Consider the following 25460-nt stretch of genomic DNA (forward strand, 5'->3'; position numbering starts at 1 on the left):
CCCCGCAAAACGGATGATCAATACCAATCGACTCTTCACAGTCTCCTTACGTGAGTGACTTGAATCACGTTTACTGAGAATGTGAACACCGGCCGCGAGTCGAGAAACGGATCCCGGTGCGGCGACTTACGAATTGCCCGAATCGCGCGCCTGATCCGCACCGGGTCACGTAAAGTCCGATCCTTATCGATTCGAGCCGACTACGGGCGCACTACGCGATTTACTCCTGATTCCGCCGGAATTGATCGGACCTTGGGGGCGGCGACAGACCGAGGCTGGCGTCACGAGATCTCCGGATGCTTCAATCCCCCCTCACAGCCAAGGAGAACTCCAGGGGGGAAGACGACATGGGTGACGCTCTTTCGGGGATGAGCCGCAGACAGCTCATGAAATGGGCCGGGGGAATGCTGGGAACGGCCACATTGGGTTCGGCCGCGACCATCGCCCTGACCAGTGGCACCGCATCCGCGGCGGTCGCCGCGTCCACGAAGTTCGACCTCACCGCGCCGTCGAGCGAATTGCTGCGGGAAATAGGCCTCCAGGACGTACGTGTCCTGCAGTCCTTCTCCTTCGACAACACCAACAAGCACATCTACACGGTCAACCTGATCCAGGGAGGTCGACAACTCCCCGGCGAATCCCGCCCGTACACCGGAACCGAGCGCGGGGCCAACGGCGACCTTGCCGTCACCCGCCTCGACCTCACCGGTGCGGAAATCGGCCGCATGTACCTCAGGGGATTCGGACACGGCGTCGCGATCGCCGTCGAACCCTCCGGGAACGGCGCCTACTTGTGGACCGAGACCGACGCCGTCGCCGCCACCGATTCGGCCGGTGTCACCAATGGCTGGGGCAGCAAGATCGCCCGCTTCAAGTTCGTCAACGGCACGGTCCTCACCACCGATTCGTCGCAGGTCACCAAGTTCAGCCCGGTGTCCGGAGCCGACCGCACCACCATCGCCGTCGACCCGGTCAACAGCCGCCTGGCCGTGCGGTACCGCGTCAGCGGCGTCTTCAAGTTCAGTCTCTACGAGCTCGCCGCGTTCAAGGCCGGCACCTTCACGCCACTCGCGACGGTGACGCAGCCGACCGGCAGCGCGTATTCCGACTTCCAAGGTTTCACGGCCCTCGGGCAATACCTGTACATGATCGACGGAAACGCGTACACATACGCGGACAGCACGACGACGACACCCACGAATCCCGACGGCAACACATACGTCACGAGAATCGACTGGAACACCGGGACCGTGAGCGACCGCCAGCTCACAAGGGCCGCGGAAAGCCTCTACTACCGCGAACCCGAGGGCCTCGCCATTCAAATCCCGGACACCAGTAATACGGCCGCCTGCCGACTGGTCATGGGATTCGCCTCGGAAAACTCCGCCACCGACACGGACAAGATGGCGAGTTTCTACTACAAGAGCTCCCTGATCTGACCATGCGCCGGACGGCCGAGCCCCAGGCCACCGTCCCCGATGTCGGGAAAAAGCCCCGGGCCCTTCCGCGTTCGCACGGAAGGGCCCGCCCTGGACATGCCCGGCTGTCACTCACCGCGGAGCGTCCTGCGACGGGCTACGCGATCCTCGTACGCGGGGAGCGGTTGGCCCGGGCGGGGCGGGCAGGGCGGGAGGTCCTGGCCGATCGCCTCGGGGAACCCGGCACCACGGAACCCGGGCACCGCAGAACCACCCGCGGAACCCGGCGCCGCAGAACCACCCGCGGAATCCGGCGCCACGGCACCACTCCCGAACCCGGCACCGCGGAACCACTCCCGGAATCCGGCGCCACGGCACCACTCCCGAACCCGGCACCGCAGAACTACTCGCGGAACCCGGCACCACTCCCCGGAACCGGGCGCCCCGGCACCACGGAACCCGGGCGCCACGGAACCACTCCCCGGAACCCGGCGCCCCGGAACCACTCCCGAAAGCTGCCGCGACCGCCGGGGAAGACCTCGGGGTCGCCCCCGAGCGCCCTCGATGCCCAGCGACCGCCCGTGTCGATCCCGCTCTCGAGCCCCCCGCTACTTCTTCAGCGCCCGCCGGAGCTTGCCCGCGGCGCGGCGCAGGATCGTCGTCGCCCCGGGGCGCGGGGCGGGCCGGCGCCGTCCGGGATCCTTGGCCGCCAGCTCGGCCGCCGCGGCGGCGAGACGCTTGACGACGACACCTCCGCTCGCGGAGACGTCGAGGGCCAGCGGGAGGGCCACCGGCTTGCCGTCTCCGGTCGAGGGCGGAGTCAGCTCCAGTCGCCACTCGCCGCCCGCCAGCTCGTCGAGCGGGAGGTCGGCGCTCAGGTCGGCGTCACCGGTCACGCGGGCGGTCAGCGTGGCGGGGAGCGCGACCGCACGGCCGCTCTCGGCGTTCGTCAGCTTCAGGTCCGCCGCGCTTTCGCCCTGGACGTGGAACGGCAGGACGACGACGAGGCGGCCGGGGTCCGTCGTCACGGTGACGTCGGCGGAGGCGAGATGGGCGAACTCGTACGAGAGCCGGTCGGTCTGCTGGTCGACGTCGAGCGAGAGGTTGCCGTGCGGGTCGGTCCAGTACGGCAGGACCAGGTGGGACGGGGAGCCGACGACGGCGCCGCCGCGCCCGCGCCCGGCCGCATCGCTGCGGACGGCACCGAGGCGGGTCTCCTTGGACCACCCGCAGGAGCTGATGCGGACCAGGACGTCCCAGACACCGGCGTCCAGCGCGGCACCGTTGGCCGCCGCCAGCGGGTCCACCCGCGAGTCGGCCCGCAGCACCTGCCGGAAGTGCCCCTCGCGCCCCTCAACGGCGACCTTCTCCCGGGTGATCTCGACCACCTGGAAGAACTCGGCGCCCGACGAGCGCTCACGCAGAACGACATCCGCCTTCGACTTGCCCAGCGGCGCGGAGGTGTCCGCGCCCAGTTGCGCGACGGCCTCCATGCTCTCCTTCGACAACGGCGGGACGAGCAGGTCCTTCGTGCCGTCGTTGCGGAAGGTGAGCGGCTCGCCGCCGGAGGTGAGAGCGGCGGTGAAGCCCACGGTCAGCACGCCCGTGTCCCAGGCAAGACCGTCCAGGCTGCCGGAGGCCTTGATCCCGGACTCCCAGCGGGCGAACTCCTCGATGTCGGCGAACCGGCCGGCGGTGATCAGCGCGGCGACGATCTGCTGCGCGGGCGGCAGACCCGCGGCGACTCCCGGGCCGAAGCGCTCGACGACCACCTTGTGGATCTCGTCGAACAGCTCCCGGCGGTAGTCCTCGGGAAGCTTCAGGAGCCGCTGCCCGCGCATCCGCTCGACCATCTCGTTGCGCAGCCAGCGGCGGAAGAGCTTGTCCCGCAGCGGGCCGGGCTCGGTGAGTTCCTCGACGACGTCCAGGGCCTCGCGGAGGTTCTTGAAGTAGCCGACCGGGTCGAAGCGCTGGAAGCCTGCGTTGGCCGCGTCCTCACGCTTGATGTGGTAGTAGCACAGGTAGTCGCTGAGTACCGCGACGTTCTCCGCCCGCAGGTACGCCTCGGTGACGAAGACGTGGTCCTCAAGACGTCGGCGACCCTCCATGTAGCGGAGGTTGTGCCGGTCGAGGAACTCCTTGCGGAACATCTTGTGGGGGGTGAGGCTGTCGATCAGCGGGGCGTTGTCGACAGTGGCGTGCGGACGGTTCTTGCGGAACAGCTCCCGGGGAACGCCACGGCCCTTGCCGACCATCTTGCCCACGATGACGTCGGCCTTGTTCTCCACGCCGTAGTTGTACATGCGTTCGAGAGCTTCGTCGCCCAGCCAGTCGTCGTTGTCCACGAACTGGATGAACTCGCCCTGGGCGGCCGCGATGCCCGCGTTGCGGGGCTTGCCGGACCAGCCGGACGCCTCCTGGTGGATGACGTGCATGTTCGCGTGCTCGGCGGCGAGCCGGTCCAGGCGCGCGGGCGTGTCGTCGGTGGAACCGTCGTTGACGAAGATCGCTTCGTACTCGTCGTCCGGCAGGCTCTGACGCAGAAGTGAGGCGATGCAGTCCTCGATGTACTTGCCCGGGTTGTAGACCGGGATCACCACGCTCACCTTGATGGGCATGTGTCTTCTTCCGCCTCAGCTACTGGGAGTCATTCGTCAGGACCCGGCGCGTGTCGCCGCTCGGTAGACGCTCGATTAAGGCTAACGGGTGGCCGACCCGCCCCCGTCACAGCAAGTGACGGACCAGGATACAAACGGATCACGAAGCCCAAGGAACGCTTTCACGAACTGTGGCGGACCGGCCGGAGTGTCGCTTGACAGGGCCCCGGTTAGGATGCCGCGCATGAAGGCTCTCGTTCTCTCCGGTGGCTCGGGCACCCGCCTGCGCCCCATAACCCACACATCGGCCAAGCAACTGGTGCCCGTCGCCAACAAACCCGTGCTCTTCTACGGCCTGGAGGCCATCGCCGACGCCGGGATCACGGATGTCGGGATCATCGTCGGCGACACCGCCGACGAGATCCGGGAAGCCGTCGGCGACGGCTCGAAGCTCGGGATCGACGTCACGTACATCCCCCAGGACAAGCCGCTCGGACTGGCGCACGCGGTGCTCATCGCGAGCGAGTTCCTCGGCGACGACGACTTCGTCATGTACCTCGGCGACAACTTCATCGTGGGCGGCATCACCGGCCTCGTCGACGAGTTCCGCACCGAGCACCCCGACGCGCAGATCCTGTTGACCAAGGTGCCCAACCCGACGTCGTTCGGTGTCGCCGAGCTCGACGCGAACGGCCGCGTCAAGGGCCTGGAGGAGAAGCCGAAGGAGCCCAAGAGCGATCTCGCCCTGGTGGGTGTGTATCTCTTCACTCCGGCGATCCACGAGGCCGTCCGCTCCATCGAGCCCTCCTGGCGCGGCGAGCTGGAGATCACCCACGCCATCCAGTGGCTGATCGACCAGCGCAGGGACGTGCGCTCGACGACCATCTCCGGCTACTGGAAGGACACCGGGAACGTCGCCGACATGCTGGAGGTCAACCGCTCCGTCCTGGAGACGGTCGAGCCCCGCATCGAGGGCACCGTCGACGAGTCCAGCGAGATCATCGGCCGCGTGCGCATCGACGCCGGCGCCGAGGTCCGCGGGTCGCGCATCGTCGGCCCGGCCGTCATCGGCCCCGGTTCGGTGATCAGCGACTCGTACATCGGCCCCTTCACCTCGGTCTCCGAGGGCTGCCGGATCGACGACAGCGAGGTCGAGTACTCCATCGTCCTGCGCGACTCCTCCATCACCGGCGTACGGCGGGTCGAGGTGTCCCTCATCGGCCGCAACGTCCAGGTCACTCCCGCGCCCCGCAACCCCGCGGCCCACCGTCTCGTCCTCGGCGACCACAGCAAGGTACAGATCTCTTCATGACCTCCCCTTCGGCTCCGGCCCCCTCCACCCGGATCCTGGTGACCGGCGGCGCCGGCTTCATCGGCTCGCACTACGTCCGCACGCTGCTCGGCCCCGAGGGCCCCGGTGACATCACGATCACCGTGCTGGACAAGCTGACGTACGCGGGAAATCCGGCCAACCTCGACGCGGTGCGCGAGCACCCCGCCTTCACCTTCGTGCAGGGCGACATCTGCGACCCCGCGCTGGTCGGCAAGCTGCTGGCCGAGCACGACCAGGTGGTGCACTTCGCCGCCGAGTCGCATGTGGACCGCTCCATCGACGGCGGCGCGGAGTTCGTGCGCACCAACGTGGTCGGCACCCACACCCTCATCGACGCCGCTCACCACGCGGGCATCAAGACCTTCGTGCACATCTCGACCGACGAGGTCTACGGCTCCATCGACGAGGGTTCCTGGCCCGAGACGCACCCGCTGCAGCCCAACTCGCCGTACTCCTCGGCGAAGGCCTCCAGCGACCTGATCGCGCTGTCGTACCACCGCACCCACGGCCTGGACGTCCGCGTCACCCGCTGCTCGAACAACTACGGGCACCACCACTTCCCCGAGAAGGTCATCCCGCTGTTCGTGACCAACCTCCTCGACGGCAAGAAGGTCCCGCTGTACGGCGACGGCGGCAACGTCCGCGACTGGCTGCACATCGACGACCACGTCCAGGGCATCGAGCTCGTGCGCACCAAGGGCCGGGCCGGCGAGGTCTACAACATCGGCGGCGGCACGGAGCTCAGCAACAAGGAGCTGACCGGGCTGCTGCTGGAGGCGTGCGGCACCGACTGGGAGACCAGCGTCGAGTACGTCACCGACCGCAAGGGCCACGACCGCCGGTACTCGGTGGACTGCACGAAGATCCGCGAGGAGCTCGGCTACGAGCCCCGCAAGACCTTCGAGCAGGGCCTCGCGGAGACCGTGCAGTGGTACCGCGACAACCGCGCCTGGTGGGAACCGCTGAAGGAGCGGGCCGCGCTCTGACCGACGACCGCGCAGGGCTCCCCGGTGGACCGCCCGTTCACCGGGGAGCCCTGCGCGGTGGCCTCACGCGCCAAATCGGCCCCCACGTTTCGGCACGGTTTCCGTTACGTCCGGGTGGATACGTAATGGTCAAGAATTGCACCCGACCGCTTGTGGGACGCACAAAGGCGCCCGATCATTGGCCGGATCCCGCCCCTCCCCGCCCCCGCAGGAGCCCCCCGTGGCCACTGGTCAGATCTCTTCCGAGCCGGCCGGGACGTCGGCCGCAGCTCGGACCGAGCGGCAGAAGCTGCGCAAGCACTTCGGCCGTTTCGACATCCTCTTCTTCCTGCTCTGCACCATCGTCGGCGTGGACACGATCGGCACGGTCGCCTCGTCCGGCGCCGAGGCGTTCACCTGGCTCATCGTGCTGGCCGCGGTGTTCTTCATCCCCTCCGCGCTGCTGACCGCCGAGCTCGGCGCCGCGTTCCCCGAGGAGGGCGGCCCCTACATCTGGACCAGCCGGGCCTTCGGCCGCCTCGCGGGCGCCGTCAACAACTTCCTGTACTGGATCACCAACCCGGTGTGGCTCGGCGGCACCCTCGCCGTCTCCGCGGTCACGGCGTACACCACCTTCTTCAACAACGGGAAGGACCTGAGCACCCCGGCCTTCTACGTCTTCGCCCTGATCTTCATCTGGGTCGGCGTCCTCGCCGCGATCCTCTCCTTCGACGTCGGCAAGTGGATCCCCACCATCGGCGCCTGGAGCCGCTTCGTCCTCCTCGGCCTGTTCACGATCACGGTCGTCGTCTACGGCATCCAGCACGGCCTGCACGGCTTCGGCCCCGGCGACTTCTCGCCGACGTACGCGGGCTTCGTCGGCCTGGTGCCCGTCCTGATGTTCAACTACGTCGGCTTCGAGCTGCCCAGCACCGCGGGCGACGAGATGACCGACGCCCAGAAGGACGTCCCCTTCGCGATCTTCCGCAGCGCCGCCCTCGCCGTACTCCTCTACGCCCTCCCCATCCTCGGCATCCTCCTCGTCCTCCCGGTCAAGGCCATCACCGGCCTCGGCGGCTTCCTCGACGCGATCCGCCAGGTCTTCACCGTCTACGGCGGTGACGTGGCCGCCGACGGCACCGTCACCAGCAGCGGCGCCGGCACGGTCCTCGGGGACATCGCGGCGGTCCTGTTCATCCTCACGGTGCTGTCCTCGGGCGTCACCTGGGTCATGGGCTCCGACCGTGCCCTCGCCGTCTCCGGCTACGACGGCGCCGCGCCCCGCTTCCTCGGCGTGATCTCCAGCCGGTTCGGGACGCCGGTCCGGGTCAACATCCTCAGCGGGCTGGTCTCCACCCTGGTCCTGGTCCTGGCCCACCAGCTCACCAACGGCAGCGCGGCCAAGCTCTTCGGCGCCGTCCTCGGCCTCGCCATCTCCACCACGCTCATCAGCTACCTGGGCATCTTCCCGGCCCTCGCGGTGCTGCGCCGCAAGGCCCCGGACGTCCCCCGCCCCTACAAGGCACCCTTCCCCCGCACCATCAGCGTGGTCCTCACCCTGCTCATCCTGTTCGCCAGCGTGCAGTTGATCGCCCCCGGGGCCGGCGACCACTGGTTCGGCGACGACTACCTCCCGGACGGCTGGACGCACGCCGAGCGCTGGCAGTACCTCCTCACGGAGGCCGTACCGCTCGCCGTCTTCGTCCTCCTCGGCGTCCTCTTCTGGGCCCTGGGCCGGCCGACCCGCAAGGCGATTACCCTCGCGAAGGAATGACCTTCCCGGACCCGACCGAAGGAACCGAACCGCCGTGCCCCTGCGCTGTGTTGTCCTCGACGACTATCAGAACGTGGCGACCGAGCTCGCCGACTGGTCGCTCGTCGAGGACACCGTGGATGTCGTGAGCCTGCGTGAACACCTGGACGACGAGGGCGAGTTGGCCGCCGCCCTCGCCACCGCCGACATCGTCGTCACCCTGCGCGAGCGCGTCCCCTTCCCCGCCTCGCTGTTCGCCCGGCTCCCCCGGCTGAAGCTGCTGATCGCATCCGGCATGCGCAACTCGGTCATCGACTACGCCGCCGCCGAGGCGCACGGCGTCACCGTGTGCGGTACGGCCAGCTCCTCGACCCCGCCCGTCGAACTGACCTGGGCCCTGCTGCTGGGCCTGGCCCGGGGCATCGTCGAGGAGAGCAACTCCCTTCGCGTGGGCGGCCCTTGGCAGCAGACGGTCGGCGCCGACCTGCACGGCCGCACCCTCGGACTGCTCGGCCTCGGCAAGATCGGCAGCCGGGTCGCCCAGATCGGCCTGGCCTTCGGCATGCGCGTCACCGCGTGGAGCGAGCACCTCACCAAGGAGCGCGCGGACGAGGTGGGCGTACAACTCGCCGCGTCCAAGGAGGAGTTGCTCGCGGACAGCGACTTCGTCTCGGTCCACCTCGCCCTCGGCGACCGCACCCGCGGTCTCCTCGGCCCCGCCGAACTCGCCCTCCTCAAGCCCACCGCGTACCTGATCAACACCTCACGCGCGGCGATCGTCGACCAGGCCGCCCTGCTCACCGCCCTCCACGCGGGCCGCATCGCCGGCGCCGGCCTCGACGTCTTCGACCTCGAACCCCTCCCCGCCGACCACCCGGTCCGCACGGCACCCCGCCTGCTCGCGACACCCCACCTCGGCTATGTGTCGCACGCCAACTACACGACGTACTACGGCCAGGCGGTCGAGAACATCCAGGCCTACCTGGCGGGCTCGCCCGTACGGCGGTTGCCGTAGAACGGGACGACGGTCACGCCTCCGTGAGCCGCCGGTAGACACCCTCGCTCCGCCGCAGATGGCGCAGGTCCACCAGGTACCGGCGGAGCGTCACATGGTCGACCTCTCCGTCCTCGCACCAGGCGCGCAGCTTCTCGTTGACGATCCGCTCGGGGTACTCGACGCCCGGGGTGAAGGTCTGCTCGGCGATGTACTGGAGCACCACCTGCTTGCGGGCCCACTGGGCCGGGAGACGGACCAGCCGGCCACTCCGGACGAAGGTCCGCAGGATCATGTCGGTGTGCTCGTCGCCGGTGACCGGGCTCTCGTCGGCGGGCTCCTCGCCCTGACTCGCGAGCTTCCTGAACAGGTCGTAGTCGACGCGCAGTTCGCCGTCGTCCATGGTCTTCAGCACGCCCTGTTCGCGCAGCTTGAGCAGCGCGAGGGCCGTGCCCTTCGGGGTCAGGCCCGCCACCTCGGCGACCTGCTCGGAGGTCTCCGCGCCCAGGGCCACCGCCGCGAAGGCACGCACCCGGTTCTGCTCGGCGAACAGACGGAACAGTTGGTCGGTTGCCATGCCGGGAGGTTAGTGGACACCCGCCCGCCGAGGGCACCGAATTTCCGGCCGTCGAACGTCCGCGCCCGGCGCTCGAAGTCCTGTTCAAAAAGGTGATCGCGGCGCTGTCGCCGTTACCAGCCATGCGCCGGGGCGTTGAACCCGAAGTGCGGTGGCGAGTCCTGCCGTCGCACTCACCGAACCAAAGGAGAACGTGATGTCTCGCATCGCGAAGGCGGCCGTGGTCGCCCTCGGCACGGGTGCTGTGGCGCTCAGCGGCGCCGGCCTGGCCATGGCGGACGCGGGCGCGCAGGGTGCGGCCGTCGGTTCGCCCGGCGTCCTGTCGGGCAACGTCGTGCAGGTCCCGGTCCACATCCCGGTCAACGTCTGCGGCAACACCGTCAGCGTGATCGGCCTGCTGAACCCGGCCTTCGGCAACACCTGCGCCAACGTCAGCGACCACGGCAAGGGCGGTCACCCCGGCCCGGGCGGCTACGGCGACAGCGGCTACGGCCACTGATTCGACCGCACGCGCGGACGGACGTACGCGAAGAGCCCCGGCACCTCAGGCGCCGGGGCTCTCCCCGTGTCCGCGACCGGTCAGCCGTAGCGATAAATGCCGCTGACGTCCTCCAGTTGCTCCGGGGTCACGTCCCAGGGCGGCATCCGCTGCTGCCGTGCCACGACCCGCCCCTCCTGGTCGTCGCCCGGCCCCGGCGGTCTCGCCGGCAGATAGCGGGCGCCGCGGTGCCGGTTCTGCCAGCGCGTCCACTGGAGGTCGATGAAGGCGTGGTGCAGCCAGAACACCGGGTCGTTGACGGAGGCGCCGCCGAGCATCACGCCCCCGACCCACTTGTGGACCCGGTTGTGGTTGCGCCAGGACGCGCTGCCTGATCCGGTGCCCCATCCTTCGAGCCGGTTGCGGAACCCCGTGCGGCAGGTCGAGTCCCAGGGCGAGATGTCGTAGACGGGATCGGCGAGCGCCCCGTCCAGGTCGCTCTTCGTCGGCAGCGCGATCGGGGAGCCGGCCCGGCCCAGGTCGCGGGTGAGGTACGGCTCGTCGGTGATGTTCTCCGTGATCTTCCACCTGCCCGCCGCGTAGGCGAACGGCCCGGTCGTCACCTGGTGGTCGGAGCGCCGCCCGGTACCGCCGAGCAGGTCCTTCGTCCAGGGCAGGGCGGTCGCGCGGCGGTCCCGCGTCCAGTCCCAATAGGGCACGGTCACCGAGGAGTCGACGCGGCGCAGCGCCCGCTCCAGGTCCAGCAGGAACCGCCGGTGCCAGGGCAGGAAGGAGGGCGCCATGTGCGCGGAGCGCAGTCCGTACTCCCCGTCGGGCACGAAGAACTCGATGTGCGTGCGCACGAACTCGTCGTACTCGCCCCGCCGTTTGATCTCCAGCATCGCCGCCACGAACCGCCGCTTCTCACCGGCCGTGAGTGTGCTGACGTTCTTACGCGTGTACGCCATGGTCTCCCCCCATGTGCATCGGACCGTCCGCCTCGCGCAGCTCCCGCCCGGGGCTCAGCTCGTCGACGGCCGCGCGGGTCGCCTCCAGCGCCGTGGGATACGAGCGGTAGTGGTCGACCATGCTCAGCCAGGTGCCGTCGGCGCGCCGCATCAGATGCAGCGGCCGGCCGTCGACCGTCACCTGCCAGCCGTCCTTCAGCACACCGCGGATACGACGGCCCCGGTACGTCTCGTCGAAGGCGGTGTCCCCGGGGTCCTCGCCGGAGCGGGTGGGCCGCGAGGCCGCGACGACGGGCACCAGCGCCACGGCGAGGGCGGCACCGAACACCCCGCGCAGCGCCTCCCGCCGCGTCCTGCGCACCGGCCCCGGTCTCACCGGCTCCCGGCCCACGGACACTCCACCGACGCTCACTGTCATGGCCCGACTCCCTCGTCCGTTCCGCTCGTTCGAGGGGCTAACCGTCCGACCCCCCGCCCGGTCACCGTCCGAGGCACCCCGGCATGCGGAAGGGCCCGGGTCACCCGACCCGGGCCCTTGTCCACTCGTCCCTACGGCCTACAGGCCGGCCCCCGTGACCAGGTCCGCGCCCGGCACGGTCTGCAGGACCGGTGCCAGGACGCCCACCTGCGGCGCCTTCAGGTCCGGGAGGCCGAAGTTGTCGGGGTTGGGCGGGGTCAGCGGGAGGTCCAGGCCCAGGCCCGGGGCCAGCGTGCGCAGGTCGGAGGCGGGCGTGCTGACGCCGAGGTGGTCGAAGCCGTCGCCGAGGACGTGCGGCAGCGGTGCGCGCAGGCCGACGCCGGGCAGGCCGCCGTGGACCGGGAGTTGGGGCAGTGCGTGCTCCGGGATGAGCCGGCCCTCGACGTAGCGCGGGCCCTCGGGCGAGCCCGGCATGGGCACCGGGATCTCCCCGCCCAGCTTGGGGAGTTCCATGCCGAGGGCGCTCTCCGCGCCCCCCAGCGGCACGGGCACGGGAACCGTGCCGAGCGCGGCGGCGGGGGTGGCGGCGGCGCCGGCCGCGGCCGCCACGGCCGTGAGGACGGCGGCGATGGTTCCTCGGGTGGTCGACTTCATCTCGAGTACGGTCCCTTTCGGAATTCGGAGGCTCTGCGTGCTGCCCGGGTAACGAGGCCGGGAAGGACATCAGTTCAAGATTCCCCCGAGTGCCGTAGTAGTCAGCTTTCCGGAATTCCCGCCAGCGGGCCGGAACCGGCAATTCCCGCCCGCTGTCCCGACGTCGGCGCCGGCGTCAGCCGCGCAGGCTGCGGGCGGGCAGGATGATGTGCGCGGCCGCGTTCAGGGTCTCCTCGGAGCCGGCGAACTCGGCCAGCGCCTCGGGGGTGACGGGCTTGCCCGGTTCGGCCTCGGGCCACGGGCGGGTGGTGAACACGAGGTAGGCGAAGCCGCGTTCGCCGACCGCCGCGAGCCACTCGGGCGGCGGCACGCACTGGGCGTTGAGCTGCGGCATGTTGAGGACGGCCTGCCCGGACTCGATGAGCATGGTGATCGGCAGGCTGGGCTTGGTGGCGCCGTCGACGACGTTGCCGCCGACCGGGAGCCCGTTGTCGGTCAGCAGCCGTTCCACGGCGGCGGTGGCGGCCTCGGGGCCGTCCGCGGCGTCGCCCAGGGTGTAGGCGAGGAGGTAGGGCATGTCCCCGTCGGGGGCCTCGCCGCTCCACGCCAGGACGACGAGGGTGCCGAGGTCGGCGACGCGGAAGGGGCGCGTTTCGCTTGAGGTTGAGGTCACCGCGCGACCTTATCGACGGGCCGGAAGGCCACCTGACGCCTTCTCACCCGTCCGGCCGATGGCGCGGCCGACCCGCCACACGAACGAGGGACGCCTCTCGACGCCCCTCGAACACCACCGGAGAGACTCAGCCCTGCAGCGGCAGACCGCCGAGCAACGGGTTGTGCTGGTTCAGCGCGGCGGTCGCACCCTTGACGGTGTTGAGCGCGGAGCCCTTGTTCTCGGTGTCGAGCGCGTCCGACTGGTGTTGCAGCGGCATCACGTCGGCGGGCTGGAGCTGACCACTGGTGAGGGTGTTGACGGCGCCGGTGAGGCTGGTGGGCGTCACGTCGGCGGGGCTGTAGGCGAACGCGGGCGCGGCGGCACCGGCGAGGGCAAGAGACCCGGCAACGACAGCGGCAGCCTTCAGGGACTTCATCGCGTTCCTTTCTTCGGCAACTCATGTCACCAGAGGGAATTCTGTCGCCGTGTGTAACGAGTTCCGGCCTGGCCGGAAACCCCGTGCGCAGAAAGTTTCTGCTGCCCCACCCGAATGCAGCGTGTGTCTCATCGGCGTTTCCCATCCTCATACGAAAGGGCCGTACAGCGGAAAAGGCCGTCGGCCCGATCCCGGAAAGGACCGGCCCGACGGCCGTTCTCACGACTGCTCCGCGGACTGTTCTACGACTGCTCCGCGGACTTCTCTACGGCTTCTACGCGACCGTTCGCGTCACACTCCCGGAAGCGCGGGCAGCGCCGGAGCGGCCGGGACCGCGGGCACCGCCGGAAGCGAGGACGTCGACGGCAGGGCCGGCAGACCGGGCAGGCTCGGTGCGGGCAGGCCGCCGCCCAGCAGCGTGGCCGCGACCACGTTGACGAGGCCCGTCACCACACCGGTGACCGCCGGGACGACCCCGGAGACATCGCCGGACGTGACCGCCGCGAGCAGCGTGGCGACCGCTTTCTGCAGGGAGGCGAGGGCGTCACCGGCGAGGTCGGCCGGTGCCTTGGCCCTGCCCTTGGAGTCGTCGCCGCTCTTCGGGAGCGCGGGCAGGGCCGGCGTCGCGGGGAGCGCCGGGGTGGCGGGCAGGGCGGGCGTCGCCGGAACAGCGGGCACGGCCGGCGCCGCGGGAACCGCCGGGACGGCCGGGACCGCCGGAGCGGCTGGCGCCGCCGCGGTGATCTTGGCGACGGCCTGGTTGACGGTGTCGCCGAGCTTCTGCGCCTGGTCGGCGGAGAGTTGACCGTTGTCGGCCTTGAGCACCTGGTTCAGCAGGTCGGTGACAGGGGTGAGCACACTGGCGGTGTCGCCGAGGCCCTTGACCTGGGCGAGCAGCCCGTCAGCTCCAGGGACCGGCACGCTCGACGCGGCGTGGACGTGCTTCCGCGCCGAGTCGTTGTCGGCCGCGACGGCCGCGGGGCCGGCGATTCCGATCAGGACGGTGGCACAGAGCACGGAGGACGCGACGCGCCGTGCGGGCAGACCACGCATGGGTGTTTCCTTTCGGTGGTGCTTCGGATCTTGAGCCCACCGTGAAAGCGCTCACCACCATCTGCAACCGGTCGAACGCGCCGGGTGACCGCCCGTCAACCGTACGGTCGACGTCGTGCCTGGTGAGGGCCATGTCAAGAGCGCAGCACCGGACCGCCACCGCTACCGCCCATTCGGGGCAACACCGCGAAACGCCGACCGGCCGTCCCCCCGTGGAGACACCACGGGAGAACGGCCGGCCGAAGGGATGCGCGCGGACGTCAGTCGTTGACGCAGGTGTTGCCGAACGCCGGGTTCAGCAGGCCGATGACGTTGACGGTGTTGCCGCAGACGTTGACCGGGATGTGAACCGGGACCTGCACGACGTTGCCCGACAGCACGCCCGGGGAGTGGGCGGCAGCGCCGTGCGCGTCGCTGTCCGCGGCGGCGATGCCGGCGGTGCCCGCCATGGCGGCGGCGGCAACGGAGGTCAGAACCAGGCCCTTCGCGATACGCGACATGGAGAGGTGCTCCTTGGGGTTGAAACAAACATCCGGGCGGGGATGCCCGGCGCTGTGTCAACGCGCGGCGCCCACAGGGGTTGTGCCGCCAATGGGGTGATCCGCGACAAGGCCGAACTTCACCATTCCGACACACTTGTCCCGTTTCAACGGATTAATCCGGATAGCCACTAGAGTTGCGCACCTCCCGAAGTACCCCTATAGCCAGCAAATCGCACATAGGGGCCGTGCTTCCCGAAAGGGCACCTCCGGTCATGCGCAATTCCCTGGGTCCGCTGCTGCGCCGGGCGTCGACGGGCACTCTCGCCCTCGTCACGATCTGGGCCCCGGCCGCCTCCGGAGCATCCGCCCCGCCCTCCGAGGCCGGGCGCGTCCCGTTCGCCCAGCGCTTTTCCGCGCTCCAGCACGGCGGCATCGTCCGCGCGGCCAACACCTCCATCAGTTGCCGTACGACCTCGGCCGCCTGCCCGGCCGTACGCGAGGGACAGGCTGCGGCCAACGGCGACTTCGACATGTTCTACGTCGACGTCGACCGTGACCCGAACACCTACAACTCCTCCCGCGCGGAAGTCCGTCTGCCCGAGGGTGCCCGGGCCACGTACGCGCGCCTGTACTGGGGCGGCAACCTCCGCGTGGGCGAGCAGAAGCCGCCCAAGGACAACGGGCGGGTACTGGTCGCGGAGCCCGGCGGCGAGTACAAGGCGGTGCTCGCGGACACGGTCGTCGGGCACCGGGTGGCGGGCGGCGCGGACGCGTTCCAGGCCTCGGCCGACGTCACCAGGCTGGTCCGGGAGAGCGGTTCGGGTCTCTACACCGTGGCCCAGATCAACACGGCGATGGGGAAGTCGGCGGCCGGCGCCTGGGGCGGCTGGACGCTCGTCGTCGCGTACGAGAAACCGCAGGAGCCGCTGCGCCGACTGGAGCTGTGGGACGGCTTCGACACGCTGAACTCCCCTACCGGCGCGGAGATCCGGTTGCGCGCGCTGCGCACGCCCGCGCACGCCGGGGGACGCGCGGGCGTGGTGGCGTACAACGGGGATCGCGGCCGCACCGGAGATTCGCTCACGCTCGCGACCGGTCGTACGAACGCCATCCCGCTCGGTGACGGTGCCAATCCCCGTGACGACGTGCTGAATTCCACGATCAGCGAGCCGGGGGCGGCGCCTTCGGAGCGTGCGCCCGCGTATGCGAACACCCTCGGCTACGACTCCGATGTGTTCGATCTCGGCAAGGCGCTGCGGCCCGGCGGTGACCGTCTGGCCTTCCGGCTCGTTTCCCAGCGCGACGCGGCGTGGTTCGGGGCGCTCTTCGTCGCCGTCGACGCCCAGCAGTGAGACGCGTTCCCGCCCGCAGTCCCGAGCGCCACCCGTGAGCGAGGAAACCGCGCAATGCACCAGCCAGCAACCGACCCTCGGCCACGGGTCCTGCACCTCGCCCAGCCCGTGGACGCCGGGGTCGCCCGGGTCGTCACGGACCTGACGCGGGCCCAGCTCGCCGCCGGCCTGGACGTCACGGTCGCCTGCCCCGACGGCGGCTGCCTCGCGGACGAGGTCAGAGCGCTCGGCGCCGACGTACGACTGTGGCGGGCCACGCGGTCGCCGGGTCCCGCGCTCGTCTCCGAGGTGCGGCGGCTGGCCCGGGTGGTCGCGGAGGTGCGGCCGGATCTGGTGCACGCGCACAGCGCGAAGGCCGGTCTGGCCGGGCGGCTCGCCGTGCGGGGGCGGATCCCGACCGTGTTCCAGCCGCACGCCTGGTCGTTCGAGGCGGTCGGCGGGGTCACCGCCGCGCTCGCCGTCGGCTGGGAGCGGTGGGGTGCGCGCTGGGCCACCCGGACGGTGTGCGTGAGCGAGGCGGAGCGGACGACCGGGCTGCGGGCCGGGGTCCGGGGCCGCTGGAGCGTCATCCCCAACGGGATCGACACCGAGCGCTTCCACCCGGCCGCCGTGGACACCGTACGGGCCGGCATCGAGCAGCTCGCCGGGGTCGATCCGGCGGCGCCGCTGGTGGTGTGCGTGGGGCGGCTGTGCCGGCAGAAGGGCCAGGACGTCCTGCTGAGCGCGTGGGACGAGGTGGTCCGGCGGGTGCCGAGGGCGCGGCTCGTGCTCGTCGGCGACGGACCCGACCGGGCCGCGCTGCGTCAACTCGCCCCGGAATCCGTGCTGTTCGCGGGCGCGGTCGCCGATGCCGTGCCCTGGTACCAGGCCGCCGACCTGGTGGTGCTGCCCTCGCGCTGGGAGGGCATGGCGCTGGCCCCGCTGGAGGCGATGGCCTGCGGCCGGCCCGTCGTCGTCACCGATGTCGCGGGCGCCCGCGAGAGCCTGCCCCCTGGCCTCGCCCCGCGCTGTCTGGTCCCGGCCGAGAGCCCGGCGGTGCTGTCCGGGGCCGTCGCCGAGCTGCTGCTCGACCCGCTGCTGCGCGAGTCCCTCGGCCATCAGGGGCGCCGGTACGTCCAGTCCACGCACGACGTGCGGCACGCCGCCGAGGCGGTCGCGGACGTCTACCGCGACCTGCTCGGTGCCGAGCCGGTCGTGCCCACCGAGTGCAGGGAGTCCATCCACTCGTGACCGCGGAAAGCACCGTCCCCTCCCCCGGCGGACAGCCACGGGACCACGGATTCTCGAACGTCTCGGTCATCCCCCGCCGCACCGGCGGCGGTTTCCGGTTCCCGGTCCGCCGCCCGCCCGCGCGGCCGGCCTCACCGCTGCCGCTGCTCGGCGCGGACCTCACCGCCGCGCTGGTGGGCGCCCTCGCGCTGACCGGCGGGCAGCGCCGGCCGCTCCTGGTGGCCCTGCTGATCGCCGGGTCGATACTGCTGCGCCCGCATCTGCCCCGGGCCGTACCGCGCGTGCTCGACGAACTGCCCGCCGTCTGCGGGCGGATCGCGGTCGCGTGGCTCGCGCTCGGCACCCTCACCGCGGCCTACGCCCCCGACCGCGCCCTCTCCCCGCGCACCCTGCTCCTGGGCTTCGCCCTCCAGACGGCGGCGAGTTGCGTGGCCCGCGGCGCGGTGCACCGGCGCCGCCGCAAGGCCCTGCTCAGCCGCCCCCGCACCGCCCTGGTGATCGGCCCGGCGACGACCGCGCAGCGCGTGGCCGCGGCGCTGCTGCGGCACCCGAAGTGCGGGGTGGAGCCGGTCGGGATCGTCGCCGAACACCCGGACGGCACCGAGGGGTTGCCCGTCCTGACCACCGGCGAGGAGGTCGAGCGCGCCCTCATCCAGAACGGCGTCCGGGCCGTCCTCACCGTGCATCCCTCCGTACGGTCCGAACGCGGGCCGCTGCTGCGGGCGTTGGCGGAGTCGGGCTGTGTGGTCTGGGAGGTCGACGCCGACTCCCCCTCGTACGAGATGCGCGACCAGCTCGCCGGATTCGCCTGCCGGAAGCTGGAGTTGGGGTCCCGCAGGCGGGGCAGCTTCGGCAAAAGGGCACTGGACGTACTGGCCTCCGGAGCCCTTCTCCTCCTGGTCAGCCCCCTCCTCCTGGTGTGCGCGACGGTCCTGCGCCTCACCGACGGTCCGGGCGTCGTCTTCCGCCAGGAGCGCATCGGCAAGGACGGCCGCCCCTTCACGCTGCTGAAGTTCCGCACGCACCGCCCGGTCGACGAGCACGAGGCGGCGACCCGCTGGAGCGTCGCGGGCGAACTGGAGATGAGCCGCTTCTGCCGCTTCCTGCGCCAGACCTCGCTGGACGAACTGCTCCAGCTCTGGAACGTGTTCCGGGGCGACATGAGCCTGGTCGGCCCGCGGCCCGAACGCCCGTACTTCGTCGCGGAGTTCAGCCAGACCTACCCGGGCTACGCGGCCCGCCACCGGATGCAGACCGGCATCACCGGCCTCGCCCAGATCCACGGGCTGCGCGGCGACACCTCGATCGAGGACCGCTGCCGGTTCGACAACGCGTACATCGACAACTGGTCGCTGTGGCAGGACATCTGCATCCTGGCCCGCACGGTCACCGCGCTCGTCCGTCCGACCGGGAGCTGAGCCGTGAACCACCGAGTCCGTATGTTCGCGCCGGTCCTGCCCGTCGTCGCCGTGATCGCCCTGCTCGGCCTGCCGCTCACCCCGGGCGAGGGCGGCGCGGGCCCGGCGGACGCGGTCTCCGGCCTGGTGGTGCTGTACTGCGCGATCCGTCTGCTGCGGGACCGCAACCGCCCGCTGACCCCAACGGCCGTAGTGGTCATGGGACTTCCGGTCCTGGGCCTGTCGATCGCCGCGATGGGCGCGGCCTCGCCGGGAGCGGGCCTCGGCGGCCTGGGCCGCTACCTCCAGATCTTCGTCCTCGTCCCGGCCGCGGTGGTCCTCCTCGTCCGCGACCGGCGCGACTTCCGCCTGCTGGCCTGGTCGTTCGTCGCACTCGCCACCTGGCAGGGGGCGATCGGCGTCAAGCAGTACGTCACCGCGACCGGCGCCTCCTACCAGGGCGAGGACATCCGCGCCGTCGGCACCTTCGGACCGACCGACGTGATGGGCATGGCGACGGTCGTGTCCTTCGGACTGATCTGCGCACTCGCCCTCGCCCTGGGCCGAAACGACGCACGGCAGCGGGCAGTCGCCGCCGCGTGCGCCTTCGCCCTCCTCGTCCCCCTCGCCCTCTCCTTCAGCCGGGGCGCCTGGATCGCGACAGCGGCGACCTGCGCGATCCAACTCGCCCTGGCCGGCCTGCGCCGCGCACTGAAGGTGGCCGCGGCCGTGGCGGCGGCGGGCGTGGTCCTGGTCGGCGGCTTCGGCGTCGGTACGGCGATGCTCCAGGAGCGGATCAGCAGCATCACCCAAGTCACCGACGCCCCCGACCAGTCGGTGATCGACCGGTACACCATGTGGGCGGCGGCCACCGCGATGTGGCGCGAACACCCGCTGACCGGCGTCGGGTTGAAGGGTTTCCCCGAACACCGCGACGGCAACGCCTCGTTGGCCCTGTCCTCGGGCAGCGACACGGAGGGCGCGGGCGCGGCCTTCCTCAAGCAGCCCCTGCTCTCCCCCCACAACATGTACCTCCTGGTCCTCAGCGAACAGGGCCTGCTCGGCCTCCTCACCCTGGCAGGCAGTTGGCTGGCCCTCCTGGTATGCGCCCTGCGCGGCCTGTTCCGCCTCCACCGCACCCAACTCCCCGGCCTGGACTGCGCCTTGGTCTCCACCGGCCTCCTGACCTGGCAACTCATCGACTTCATGTACGCCGACATCGGCGGCCCGTCGACAGTCCTGACGGCGGTGGTGTTCGGGGTGGCGGCGTGGTGGTCCTTGGTGGGCGCGAACGCGGAGAAGCGGTCTACGGCGGCAACTCGGGTGCGAGTGAGCCCCGAAGGGGCCCTGACCCAATGACGGTGACGCCTCCAACACAGGCAGACAGCAGCCCACCCAAGGGGCGCGGGGAACTGCGCGCCCAGCCCCAACGGCGCAGCACCCAACAACCCACCGAACTCCCCCTGATCCCAACCCCCTCACCAGAAGACAGCGCCCCAGAATCCCGCAACTTCCTAGCCAAAGCCGCCCTGATCACAGCCGCGCTCTCCGTCACCGGCTCCCTCCTGGGCCTCGCACGAGACCAGGCCCTGGCCCGCCTCTTCGGCGCCGGCAGCGAGACCGACGCCTTCCTCGTCGCCTGGACCGTCCCCGAGTTCGCCGCCACCCTCCTGATCGAGGACGGCCTCGCCTTCGCCCTGATCCCCGCGTTCAGCATGGCCCTGGCCCGCAGAGCGCAAGGTGCCCCCGGCGACCCCGTCCGCACCCTGGTCGCCACCACCCTCCCCCGCCTCACGCTGGCGTTCATCGCGGTGTCGGCGCTGCTCGTCGCGACGGCCCCCTACCTGGTCGAGGCCCTCGCCCCGGGCCTGCCGCACCCCGCCCTCGCCATCAGTTGCACCCGCCTCACCGCGACCTGCGTCCTGAGCTTCGGCCTGGCCGGCTACTGCAGCGCGGCTCTCCGCGCCCACCGCCGTTTCGTGGCACCGGCGGCGATCTACGTGGCGTACAACATCGGCATCATCGCGGGGATGTACGCCTTCGGTGCCCACTGGGGCGTACGGTCGGCGGCCCTCGGTGTGGCGGCGGGCGGCTTCCTGATGGTGCTGACCCAACTGCCCGCGCTGTGGCGCCAGTTGACGAGCCACAAACCCACCACCCCGGACACGGGCCCCGCCGAGGCCCATCCGATGAACGTCGCCCTGATGGCCACCGTGCTGCTCTTCGCGCTGTGCCGTCAGTCGCAGGTCCTGATCGAGCGCTTCCTCGCCTCCAACCTCCCGGCCGGCGCCATCTCGCATCTGAACTACGCGCAGAAGGTCGCCCAGATGCCGATGGTGCTCTCGCTGATGCTGTGCACGGTCACCTTCCCGGTGGTCGCGCGGGCGCTCGCCGAGGGCGACACGGAGAAGGCCCGCAACCGCGTGGAGCGCGACCTCGCGCTCGCCGCCTGCCTGGTGCTGCTCGGCGCCGCCACGGTGATCGCCTGTGCCCCGCAGATCATCCAACTCCTCTTCCAGCGGGGCGCGTTCACCGCCCATGACACCGCCGCGACGGCCGACGTCATGCGCGTGTACGCCTTCGGGCTGCTCGGCCAGACGCTGGTCGGCGTCCTGGTCCGCTCCTACTTCTCGGCGGGCCGGCCCACCTGGTACCCGGTCGGCGCGATGGCCGCCGGCATCGTCGTGACCTCCTGGATCGGCGCCTGGACGGTCGGCCCGTGGGGCGTCGTCGGCATCGCCGTCGCCAACGCCACCGGCATCACCTTCACCGCCGTACTCCTGCTGTGCGGATCGGGCCCGCGCAGTGTCCCGATCCGCACCCGGCAGGTCCTGGTCGAGCTGAGCCGGCCGGTGCGCGCGGCGGCGGTCGCGACGGTCGCCGGGGCCTTCGTGGCCCGCGCGCTGCCCTCGCCGCTGCTCGGTCTCTCCGTCGGCTGCGCGACCGTCACCGTCGTCTTCGTCCTGCTCGGCTGGGCCCTGGGCACCCAGGGCTTCGCACCCGCACTGGAATCCGTACGCTCCGTCACACGAAGGCTCATCCATGGTCGCTCCCGTTGATTCCCCGACCACCGGCAGACGCGCCACGGGCCCGGTCCCGTGGGTGGCGATGTACCACTCCGTGGGCGACTGCTCCGACGACCCCTACCGCATCACGGTCACCCCCGACCGCCTTGCGCGGCAGTTGAGTTGGCTGCGCCGACGCGGACTGCGCGGCGTGTCCATGGCCGACCTGCTCGCCGCCCGCGCCCGGGGCGAGGGCCAGGGCCTGGTCGGTCTCACCTTCGACGACGGCTACGCCGACTTCGTCAGCAACGCCCTTCCCCTGCTGGCCCGTTGGGACTGCGGCGCGACCCTCTTCGTGCTGCCCGGCCGGCTCGGCGGCGACAACGCCTGGGATCCGGAGGGCCCTCGCAGACCCCTCCTCACCGCGGCCGGCATCCGCAGCGCCGCCGCCGAGGGCGTGGAGATCGGCTCGCACGGCCTGACCCACGTCGACCTCACCCAGGCGGACGACGCGACGCTGAAGGCCGAGGTCGCCGAAAGCCGTTCCGTACTCGCCGAGTTGACCGGCACCACCGTCGACGGCTTCTGCTACCCGTACGGCACGATCGACGCCCGCGCCATGGCCGCCGTACGCGAGGCCGGTTACACCTACGCCTGCGCGATCGACCCGGGCGACCTCAACGGCGTCCACGCCCTCCCCCGCGTCCACATCGGCCAGAACGACACCGCCGTACGCCTGTTCCTCAAGTACCGGCTGCACCGGCTGCGCCGCCGCCCGGTGGAGGGGCTCGCATGAAGGCCCTGCACATCATCACCGGACTCGGCGTCGGCGGCGCCGAGCAGCAACTCCGCCTGCTGCTGCACCACTTGCCGGTCGACTGCGATGTCGTGACGCTCACCAACCCGGGCGCGGTCGCCGCCGGCCTCACCGCCGACGGGGTGCGCGTCCTCCACCTCGGCATGACCGGCAACCGCGACCTGGCCGCCCTCCCCCGCCTGGTCAGGATCATCCGCACCGGCCGCTACGACCTCGTCCACACCCACCTCTACCGCGCCTGCGTCTACGGCCGGCTCGCCGCCCGGATCGCGGGCGTGAAGGCGGTCGTCGCCACCGAACACTCGCTGGGCGACTCGCAGATGGAGGGCCGCGGCCTCACCGCCGGGGTCCGCGCACTGTATCTCGCCAGCGAGCGCCTGGGCCGGTCGACGGTCGCCGTGTCCCCCACGGTCGCCGAGCGCCTGAAGAAGTGGGGCGTGCCGGGGCCGCGGATCGAGGTGGTCCCCAACGGCATCGACCTGGACCGCTTCCGCTTCGACCCGGTCCAGCGCCTGCACACCCGCCAGCGGCTCGGTCTGCCCGACGGCGCGTACGTCGTCGGCGGCATCGGCCGGCTCGCGGCCGGCAAACGCTTCGACGTCCTGGTCCGCGCCCTGGCCCAACTCCCCACCGACTACTGGCTGTTGCTGGTCGGCGGCGGCACCGAGGAGAACCTCCTGCGCCGTACGGCCCATGAGTGCGGGGTCGCCGACCGGGTGCTGTTCACCGGCGAACGCCCCTACGTACCCGACGGCTCACCGGGCCCCGACCTGCCCTCCCTCACCGCCGCCATGGACCTGCTCGCCTCGCCGTGCCCCGAGGAGGCCTTCGGCCTGGCGGTCGTGGAAGGGCTGGCGTCCGGGCTGCCCGTGCTCTACGCCTCCTGCCCCGCCATCGAGGACCTCCCCCCGCAGGCCGCGTCCGGCGCCCGGCGGGTGCAGGGCGGTCCCGAGGTCTTCGCCCGCGCGCTGGCGGCGGCCCGCGCGCGGGGCCCGCGCCCGCGCACCGCCCCGGACGCCGCCCACCACTACTGCATCACCCGCAGCGCCGCCCACCTCATGGACGTGTACGCGGCCGCGGTCTCCACCTCGTCGCCGTCCCCCGCACCCCAGGGAGCCAGTTCCTCATGACCGAGATCCGACAGCACCTCCCCCTCAGCCGCTCGAAAGCCCTCCCGGCCTGGTCCCTCCTCGCGGCCGGCGCCGTGACCGGCGGACTCCTCGGCGGCGGGTACGGCGTCCTCAAGACACCGACGTACACGGCCACCAGCTATGTCATCGCCGTCCCCACCGGCAAGGCCGACTCCTCGACCGCGCTCGGCTTCGCGCAGGCCTACGGCCGGGTCGCCACCCAGCTCGCGGTGCTCGGGGACGCGCAGGTGTGGGCGGGGGTGCCGGTGAAGACGCTCCAGTCGAGCGTGCAGACGGCGACCTCGCCGGACGCGCCGATGGTCGCCGTCACGGCCACCTCCTCGCGCGCCGACCTCGCCGCGGACATGGCCAACGCGGTGTCCCGCTCGCTGACCGTGCACGCGAACGACTCGAAGGACTCGACCCACGTCGAACTCCAGACCTTCGCCCGCGCCATCAAGCCGACCTCCGCCTCCTCGGCCCCGGCCGCGGTGACCGGCCTGGTCGGCGCGAGCGCGGGCGGTCTCCTAGGCGGCCTGCTGCTCCTGGTACGGCCGCGCCGGACCACCGACGAGACCGGCCGCCCCGCCTCGGTGCCCAGCCCGGCCACCGCGGCCGACGTCCTGTGACACCGGTGTACTCGACCGAACTCGTCACCGACGCCCAGGCCTTCGCCGAACTGGCCCCGGCCTGGGGCCGGTTGTACCAGAAGTGCGGCGCGGCGACCCCGTTCCAGTCCCACGCCTGGCTGCACTCCTGGTGGCTGTCGTACGGCCGAACGGGCCGACTGCGCCTGCTCGTTGTCCGCGACGGCCGCGAACTCGTCGCCGCCGCGCCCCTGATGCTCGTCCGGAGTCCGGTACCCGCGCTGGTCCCGCTCGGCGGCGCGATCTCCGACTACGGCGACGTCCTGCTGGACGACGACCACGGCGACCCGGCCGTCGCCGCGCTCACCGAGGGCCTCGCGTCCGCCGCGCGCACCGCGCTGATCGACTTCCGCGAGGTGCGTCCCGGAGGCGCGGTCGAGCGCGTCTACGACCGCTGGCGCGGCCCGCGCCGCCGCGTCCACGACTCGCTGTGCCTGGAACTCCCCGCCGTACCGATGGACGAACTGGTCGCCCGACTCCCCTCCTCCAAGGCCCAGCGGGTCCGCGCCAAGCTCCGCAAGCTGACCGCACTCGGCGTCGAGCGGCACGTCGTACAGCCGGACGGGGTGGACTCGGCGCTGCGGCGACTGCTGGAGCTGCACCAACTCCAGTGGCAGGGACGGAAGGTGACGTCCGAGCATCTCCAGACCCGGTTCTGCGAGCATCTCGTCCGCTCGGTCGGGCCGATGGTGCGCTCCGGGGACGCCGTCGTCACCGAGTTCCGGCTCGACGAGGACGTGGTCGCCGTGGATCTCACGCTGTTGTCGCGGCGGCTCGCGGGCGGTTATCTCTACGGCGCGCATCCGCGGCTGCGGGAGCGGAAGGCGGATGTGGCGGTGATGCTGCTGGACGCGTGCGCGGAGCACACCGGCGTCGACGGGCCCCGCACGCTCAGCCTGCTGCGCGGCGACGAGCCGTACAAGCATCACTGGCGGCCCGAACCGGTGCTCAACCAGCGGCTGTTGCTGGCTCGGCGGCGGACGGCGCCGCTGATGACGGCGGTCGTCTGCGATGTCGCCGCGCGCCGGCGGGGCAAGGCGATCGTGCGGAAGTGGAAGGAACGCGGTGGCGACGGACCGTGAGCGGCCCGCCGCCACCTCT

Annotated in this window: 24 protein-coding genes; 15 read left to right on the forward strand and 9 right to left on the reverse strand. The window is 71.3% G+C overall.

The annotated features are described in order from the left end of the window. Positions 1–347 precede the first annotated feature (347 nt). The gene (locus tag OG223_RS19490; RefSeq protein ID WP_329250035.1) at positions 348–1439 is read left to right on the forward strand and encodes a phage baseplate protein; all 1092 of its coding nucleotides are present in this window, start codon (positions 348–350) and stop codon (positions 1437–1439) included. 587 nt (positions 1440–2026) lie between these two features. Here the strand turns inward: OG223_RS19490 and OG223_RS19495 are convergent. Further along, positions 2027–4036, reverse strand: a complete 2010-nt coding sequence (locus OG223_RS19495; RefSeq protein WP_329250037.1) for a glycosyltransferase family 2 protein — start codon at positions 4034–4036, stop codon at positions 2027–2029. 223 nt (positions 4037–4259) lie between these two features. On the opposite strand from OG223_RS19495, the gene OG223_RS19500 reads away from it, so the two are divergent. The 4 genes from OG223_RS19500 to OG223_RS19515 all read left to right on the forward strand — a co-directional run bounded on the left by OG223_RS19500 (position 4260) and on the right by OG223_RS19515 (position 9081). Further along, complete coding sequence (locus OG223_RS19500; protein WP_329250040.1) at positions 4260–5327, forward strand: glucose-1-phosphate thymidylyltransferase; 1068 nt, start codon at positions 4260–4262, stop codon at positions 5325–5327. Continuing rightward, the gene (rfbB, locus tag OG223_RS19505) at positions 5324–6334 is read left to right on the forward strand and encodes a dTDP-glucose 4,6-dehydratase (protein ID WP_329250042.1); all 1011 of its coding nucleotides are present in this window, start codon (positions 5324–5326) and stop codon (positions 6332–6334) included. The genes OG223_RS19500 and rfbB overlap by 4 nt, the downstream gene beginning before the upstream one ends. 220 nt (positions 6335–6554) lie before the next feature. Then, positions 6555–8087 (forward strand): APC family permease, encoded by a 1533-nt coding sequence (locus OG223_RS19510; protein WP_329250045.1) that lies wholly within the window; start codon positions 6555–6557, stop codon positions 8085–8087. A 34-nt stretch (positions 8088–8121) separates the two neighbouring features. Further along, complete coding sequence (locus tag OG223_RS19515) at positions 8122–9081, forward strand: D-2-hydroxyacid dehydrogenase family protein (RefSeq protein ID WP_329250048.1); 960 nt, start codon at positions 8122–8124, stop codon at positions 9079–9081. A gap of 13 nt (positions 9082–9094) precedes the next feature. On the opposite strand, the gene OG223_RS19520 is transcribed toward OG223_RS19515, so the two are convergent. Beyond that, entirely contained in the window at positions 9095–9637 is a 543-nt protein-coding gene (locus OG223_RS19520) for a DUF2087 domain-containing protein (RefSeq protein WP_329250050.1), read from the reverse strand. A 196-nt stretch (positions 9638–9833) separates the two neighbouring features. Between OG223_RS19520 and OG223_RS19525 the strand changes: the two genes are divergently transcribed. Next, the gene (locus OG223_RS19525) at positions 9834–10136 is read left to right on the forward strand and encodes a chaplin (RefSeq protein ID WP_329250053.1); all 303 of its coding nucleotides are present in this window, start codon (positions 9834–9836) and stop codon (positions 10134–10136) included. Positions 10137–10216: 80 nt separating this feature from the next. Here the strand turns inward: OG223_RS19525 and OG223_RS19530 are convergent, their stop codons facing one another. The 7 genes from OG223_RS19530 to chpG form a co-directional block, all read right to left on the reverse strand. Continuing rightward, positions 10217–11083, reverse strand: a complete 867-nt coding sequence (locus OG223_RS19530) for a tyrosinase family protein (RefSeq protein WP_329250056.1) — start codon at positions 11081–11083, stop codon at positions 10217–10219. After that, positions 11067–11501, reverse strand: coding sequence for a tyrosinase family oxidase copper chaperone (locus OG223_RS19535; RefSeq protein ID WP_329250059.1), 435 nt, complete (start codon positions 11499–11501; stop codon positions 11067–11069). The genes OG223_RS19530 and OG223_RS19535 overlap by 17 nt, the downstream gene beginning before the upstream one ends. 138 nt (positions 11502–11639) lie before the next feature. Continuing rightward, positions 11640–12155: a hypothetical protein gene (locus tag OG223_RS19540; protein WP_329250061.1), complete on the reverse strand. Its 516-nt coding sequence runs from the start codon at positions 12153–12155 to the stop codon at positions 11640–11642. Positions 12156–12330: 175 nt separating this feature from the next. Further along, the gene (locus OG223_RS19545) at positions 12331–12828 is read right to left on the reverse strand and encodes a DUF5949 family protein (protein WP_329250063.1); all 498 of its coding nucleotides are present in this window, start codon (positions 12826–12828) and stop codon (positions 12331–12333) included. A 127-nt stretch (positions 12829–12955) separates the two neighbouring features. Beyond that, entirely contained in the window at positions 12956–13246 is a 291-nt protein-coding gene (locus OG223_RS19550) for a hypothetical protein (RefSeq protein WP_200682282.1), read from the reverse strand. Between the two features lie 291 nt (positions 13247–13537). After that, positions 13538–14299, reverse strand: a complete 762-nt coding sequence (locus OG223_RS19555) for a hypothetical protein (protein WP_329250066.1) — start codon at positions 14297–14299, stop codon at positions 13538–13540. Between the two features lie 260 nt (positions 14300–14559). Beyond that, complete coding sequence (gene chpG / locus OG223_RS19560; protein WP_019065678.1) at positions 14560–14799, reverse strand: chaplin ChpG; 240 nt, start codon at positions 14797–14799, stop codon at positions 14560–14562. 254 nt (positions 14800–15053) lie between these two features. Here chpG and OG223_RS19565 point away from each other — a divergent pair, with 254 nt between their 5' ends. From OG223_RS19565 to OG223_RS19605, 9 genes are read left to right on the forward strand one after another with little or no spacing between them, the layout of a single operon-like run. Further along, positions 15054–16133, forward strand: coding sequence for a DUF3344 domain-containing protein (locus OG223_RS19565; protein ID WP_329250069.1), 1080 nt, complete (start codon positions 15054–15056; stop codon positions 16131–16133). A 54-nt stretch (positions 16134–16187) separates the two neighbouring features. Continuing rightward, positions 16188–17363 carry a glycosyltransferase gene (locus OG223_RS19570; RefSeq protein ID WP_329250072.1) on the forward strand — a complete coding sequence of 392 codons (1176 nt, stop codon included), beginning with the start codon at positions 16188–16190 and terminating at the stop codon, positions 17361–17363. Further along, the gene (locus OG223_RS19575; RefSeq protein WP_329250074.1) at positions 17360–18781 is read left to right on the forward strand and encodes an exopolysaccharide biosynthesis polyprenyl glycosylphosphotransferase; all 1422 of its coding nucleotides are present in this window, start codon (positions 17360–17362) and stop codon (positions 18779–18781) included. The genes OG223_RS19570 and OG223_RS19575 overlap by 4 nt, the downstream gene beginning before the upstream one ends. 21 nt (positions 18782–18802) lie before the next feature. Beyond that, on the forward strand, positions 18803–20119 hold the full coding sequence (locus OG223_RS19580) for an O-antigen ligase family protein (protein WP_329265368.1): 1317 nt from the start codon (positions 18803–18805) through the stop codon (positions 20117–20119). Continuing rightward, the gene (gene murJ / locus OG223_RS19585; RefSeq protein ID WP_329250077.1) at positions 20116–21819 is read left to right on the forward strand and encodes a murein biosynthesis integral membrane protein MurJ; all 1704 of its coding nucleotides are present in this window, start codon (positions 20116–20118) and stop codon (positions 21817–21819) included. Before OG223_RS19580 ends, murJ begins: the two co-directional genes overlap by 4 nt. Further along, a complete protein-coding gene (locus OG223_RS19590) occupies positions 21803–22561 on the forward strand; it encodes a polysaccharide deacetylase family protein (RefSeq protein WP_329250080.1) in 759 nt (252 codons plus the stop codon). The genes murJ and OG223_RS19590 overlap by 17 nt, the downstream gene beginning before the upstream one ends. Continuing rightward, entirely contained in the window at positions 22558–23712 is a 1155-nt protein-coding gene (locus tag OG223_RS19595; protein ID WP_329250083.1) for a glycosyltransferase, read from the forward strand. Before OG223_RS19590 ends, OG223_RS19595 begins: the two co-directional genes overlap by 4 nt. Next, entirely contained in the window at positions 23709–24341 is a 633-nt protein-coding gene (locus tag OG223_RS19600; RefSeq protein ID WP_329250085.1) for a lipopolysaccharide biosynthesis protein, read from the forward strand. The genes OG223_RS19595 and OG223_RS19600 overlap by 4 nt, the downstream gene beginning before the upstream one ends. Further along, entirely contained in the window at positions 24338–25441 is a 1104-nt protein-coding gene (locus OG223_RS19605; RefSeq protein WP_329250088.1) for a GNAT family N-acetyltransferase, read from the forward strand. Before OG223_RS19600 ends, OG223_RS19605 begins: the two co-directional genes overlap by 4 nt. The last annotated feature ends 19 nt before the right edge of the window (positions 25442–25460 follow it).

The organism is Streptomyces sp. NBC_01478 (assembly GCF_036227225.1).
In the GTDB taxonomy this organism is placed as follows: Bacteria; Actinomycetota; Actinomycetes; order Streptomycetales; family Streptomycetaceae; genus Streptomyces.

What these genes read in the sequence shown, in the direction of transcription:
- OG223_RS19490 (WP_329250035.1), top strand. Translation starts at nt 348, where the DNA reads ATGGGTGACGCTCTTTCGGGGATGAGCCGCAGACAGCTCATGAAATGG.
- OG223_RS19495 (WP_329250037.1), bottom strand. Translation starts at nt 4,036, where the DNA reads ATGCCCATCAAGGTGAGCGTGGTGATCCCGGTCTACAACCCGGGCAAG.
- OG223_RS19500 (WP_329250040.1), top strand. Translation starts at nt 4,260, where the DNA reads ATGAAGGCTCTCGTTCTCTCCGGTGGCTCGGGCACCCGCCTGCGCCCC.
- rfbB (WP_329250042.1), top strand. Translation starts at nt 5,324, where the DNA reads ATGACCTCCCCTTCGGCTCCGGCCCCCTCCACCCGGATCCTGGTGACC.
- OG223_RS19520 (WP_329250050.1), bottom strand. Translation starts at nt 9,637, where the DNA reads ATGGCAACCGACCAACTGTTCCGTCTGTTCGCCGAGCAGAACCGGGTG.
- OG223_RS19525 (WP_329250053.1), top strand. Translation starts at nt 9,834, where the DNA reads ATGTCTCGCATCGCGAAGGCGGCCGTGGTCGCCCTCGGCACGGGTGCT.
- OG223_RS19530 (WP_329250056.1), bottom strand. Translation starts at nt 11,083, where the DNA reads ATGGCGTACACGCGTAAGAACGTCAGCACACTCACGGCCGGTGAGAAG.
- OG223_RS19535 (WP_329250059.1), bottom strand. Translation starts at nt 11,501, where the DNA reads ATGACAGTGAGCGTCGGTGGAGTGTCCGTGGGCCGGGAGCCGGTGAGA.
- OG223_RS19540 (WP_329250061.1), bottom strand. Translation starts at nt 12,155, where the DNA reads ATGAAGTCGACCACCCGAGGAACCATCGCCGCCGTCCTCACGGCCGTG.
- OG223_RS19550 (WP_200682282.1), bottom strand. Translation starts at nt 13,246, where the DNA reads ATGAAGTCCCTGAAGGCTGCCGCTGTCGTTGCCGGGTCTCTTGCCCTC.
- OG223_RS19555 (WP_329250066.1), bottom strand. Translation starts at nt 14,299, where the DNA reads ATGCGTGGTCTGCCCGCACGGCGCGTCGCGTCCTCCGTGCTCTGTGCC.
- chpG (WP_019065678.1), bottom strand. Translation starts at nt 14,799, where the DNA reads ATGTCGCGTATCGCGAAGGGCCTGGTTCTGACCTCCGTTGCCGCCGCC.
- OG223_RS19565 (WP_329250069.1), top strand. Translation starts at nt 15,054, where the DNA reads ATGCGCAATTCCCTGGGTCCGCTGCTGCGCCGGGCGTCGACGGGCACT.
- OG223_RS19570 (WP_329250072.1), top strand. Translation starts at nt 16,188, where the DNA reads ATGCACCAGCCAGCAACCGACCCTCGGCCACGGGTCCTGCACCTCGCC.
- OG223_RS19580 (WP_329265368.1), top strand. Translation starts at nt 18,803, where the DNA reads ATGTTCGCGCCGGTCCTGCCCGTCGTCGCCGTGATCGCCCTGCTCGGC.
- murJ (WP_329250077.1), top strand. Translation starts at nt 20,116, where the DNA reads ATGACGGTGACGCCTCCAACACAGGCAGACAGCAGCCCACCCAAGGGG.
- OG223_RS19590 (WP_329250080.1), top strand. Translation starts at nt 21,803, where the DNA reads ATGGTCGCTCCCGTTGATTCCCCGACCACCGGCAGACGCGCCACGGGC.
- OG223_RS19595 (WP_329250083.1), top strand. Translation starts at nt 22,558, where the DNA reads ATGAAGGCCCTGCACATCATCACCGGACTCGGCGTCGGCGGCGCCGAG.
- OG223_RS19600 (WP_329250085.1), top strand. Translation starts at nt 23,709, where the DNA reads ATGACCGAGATCCGACAGCACCTCCCCCTCAGCCGCTCGAAAGCCCTC.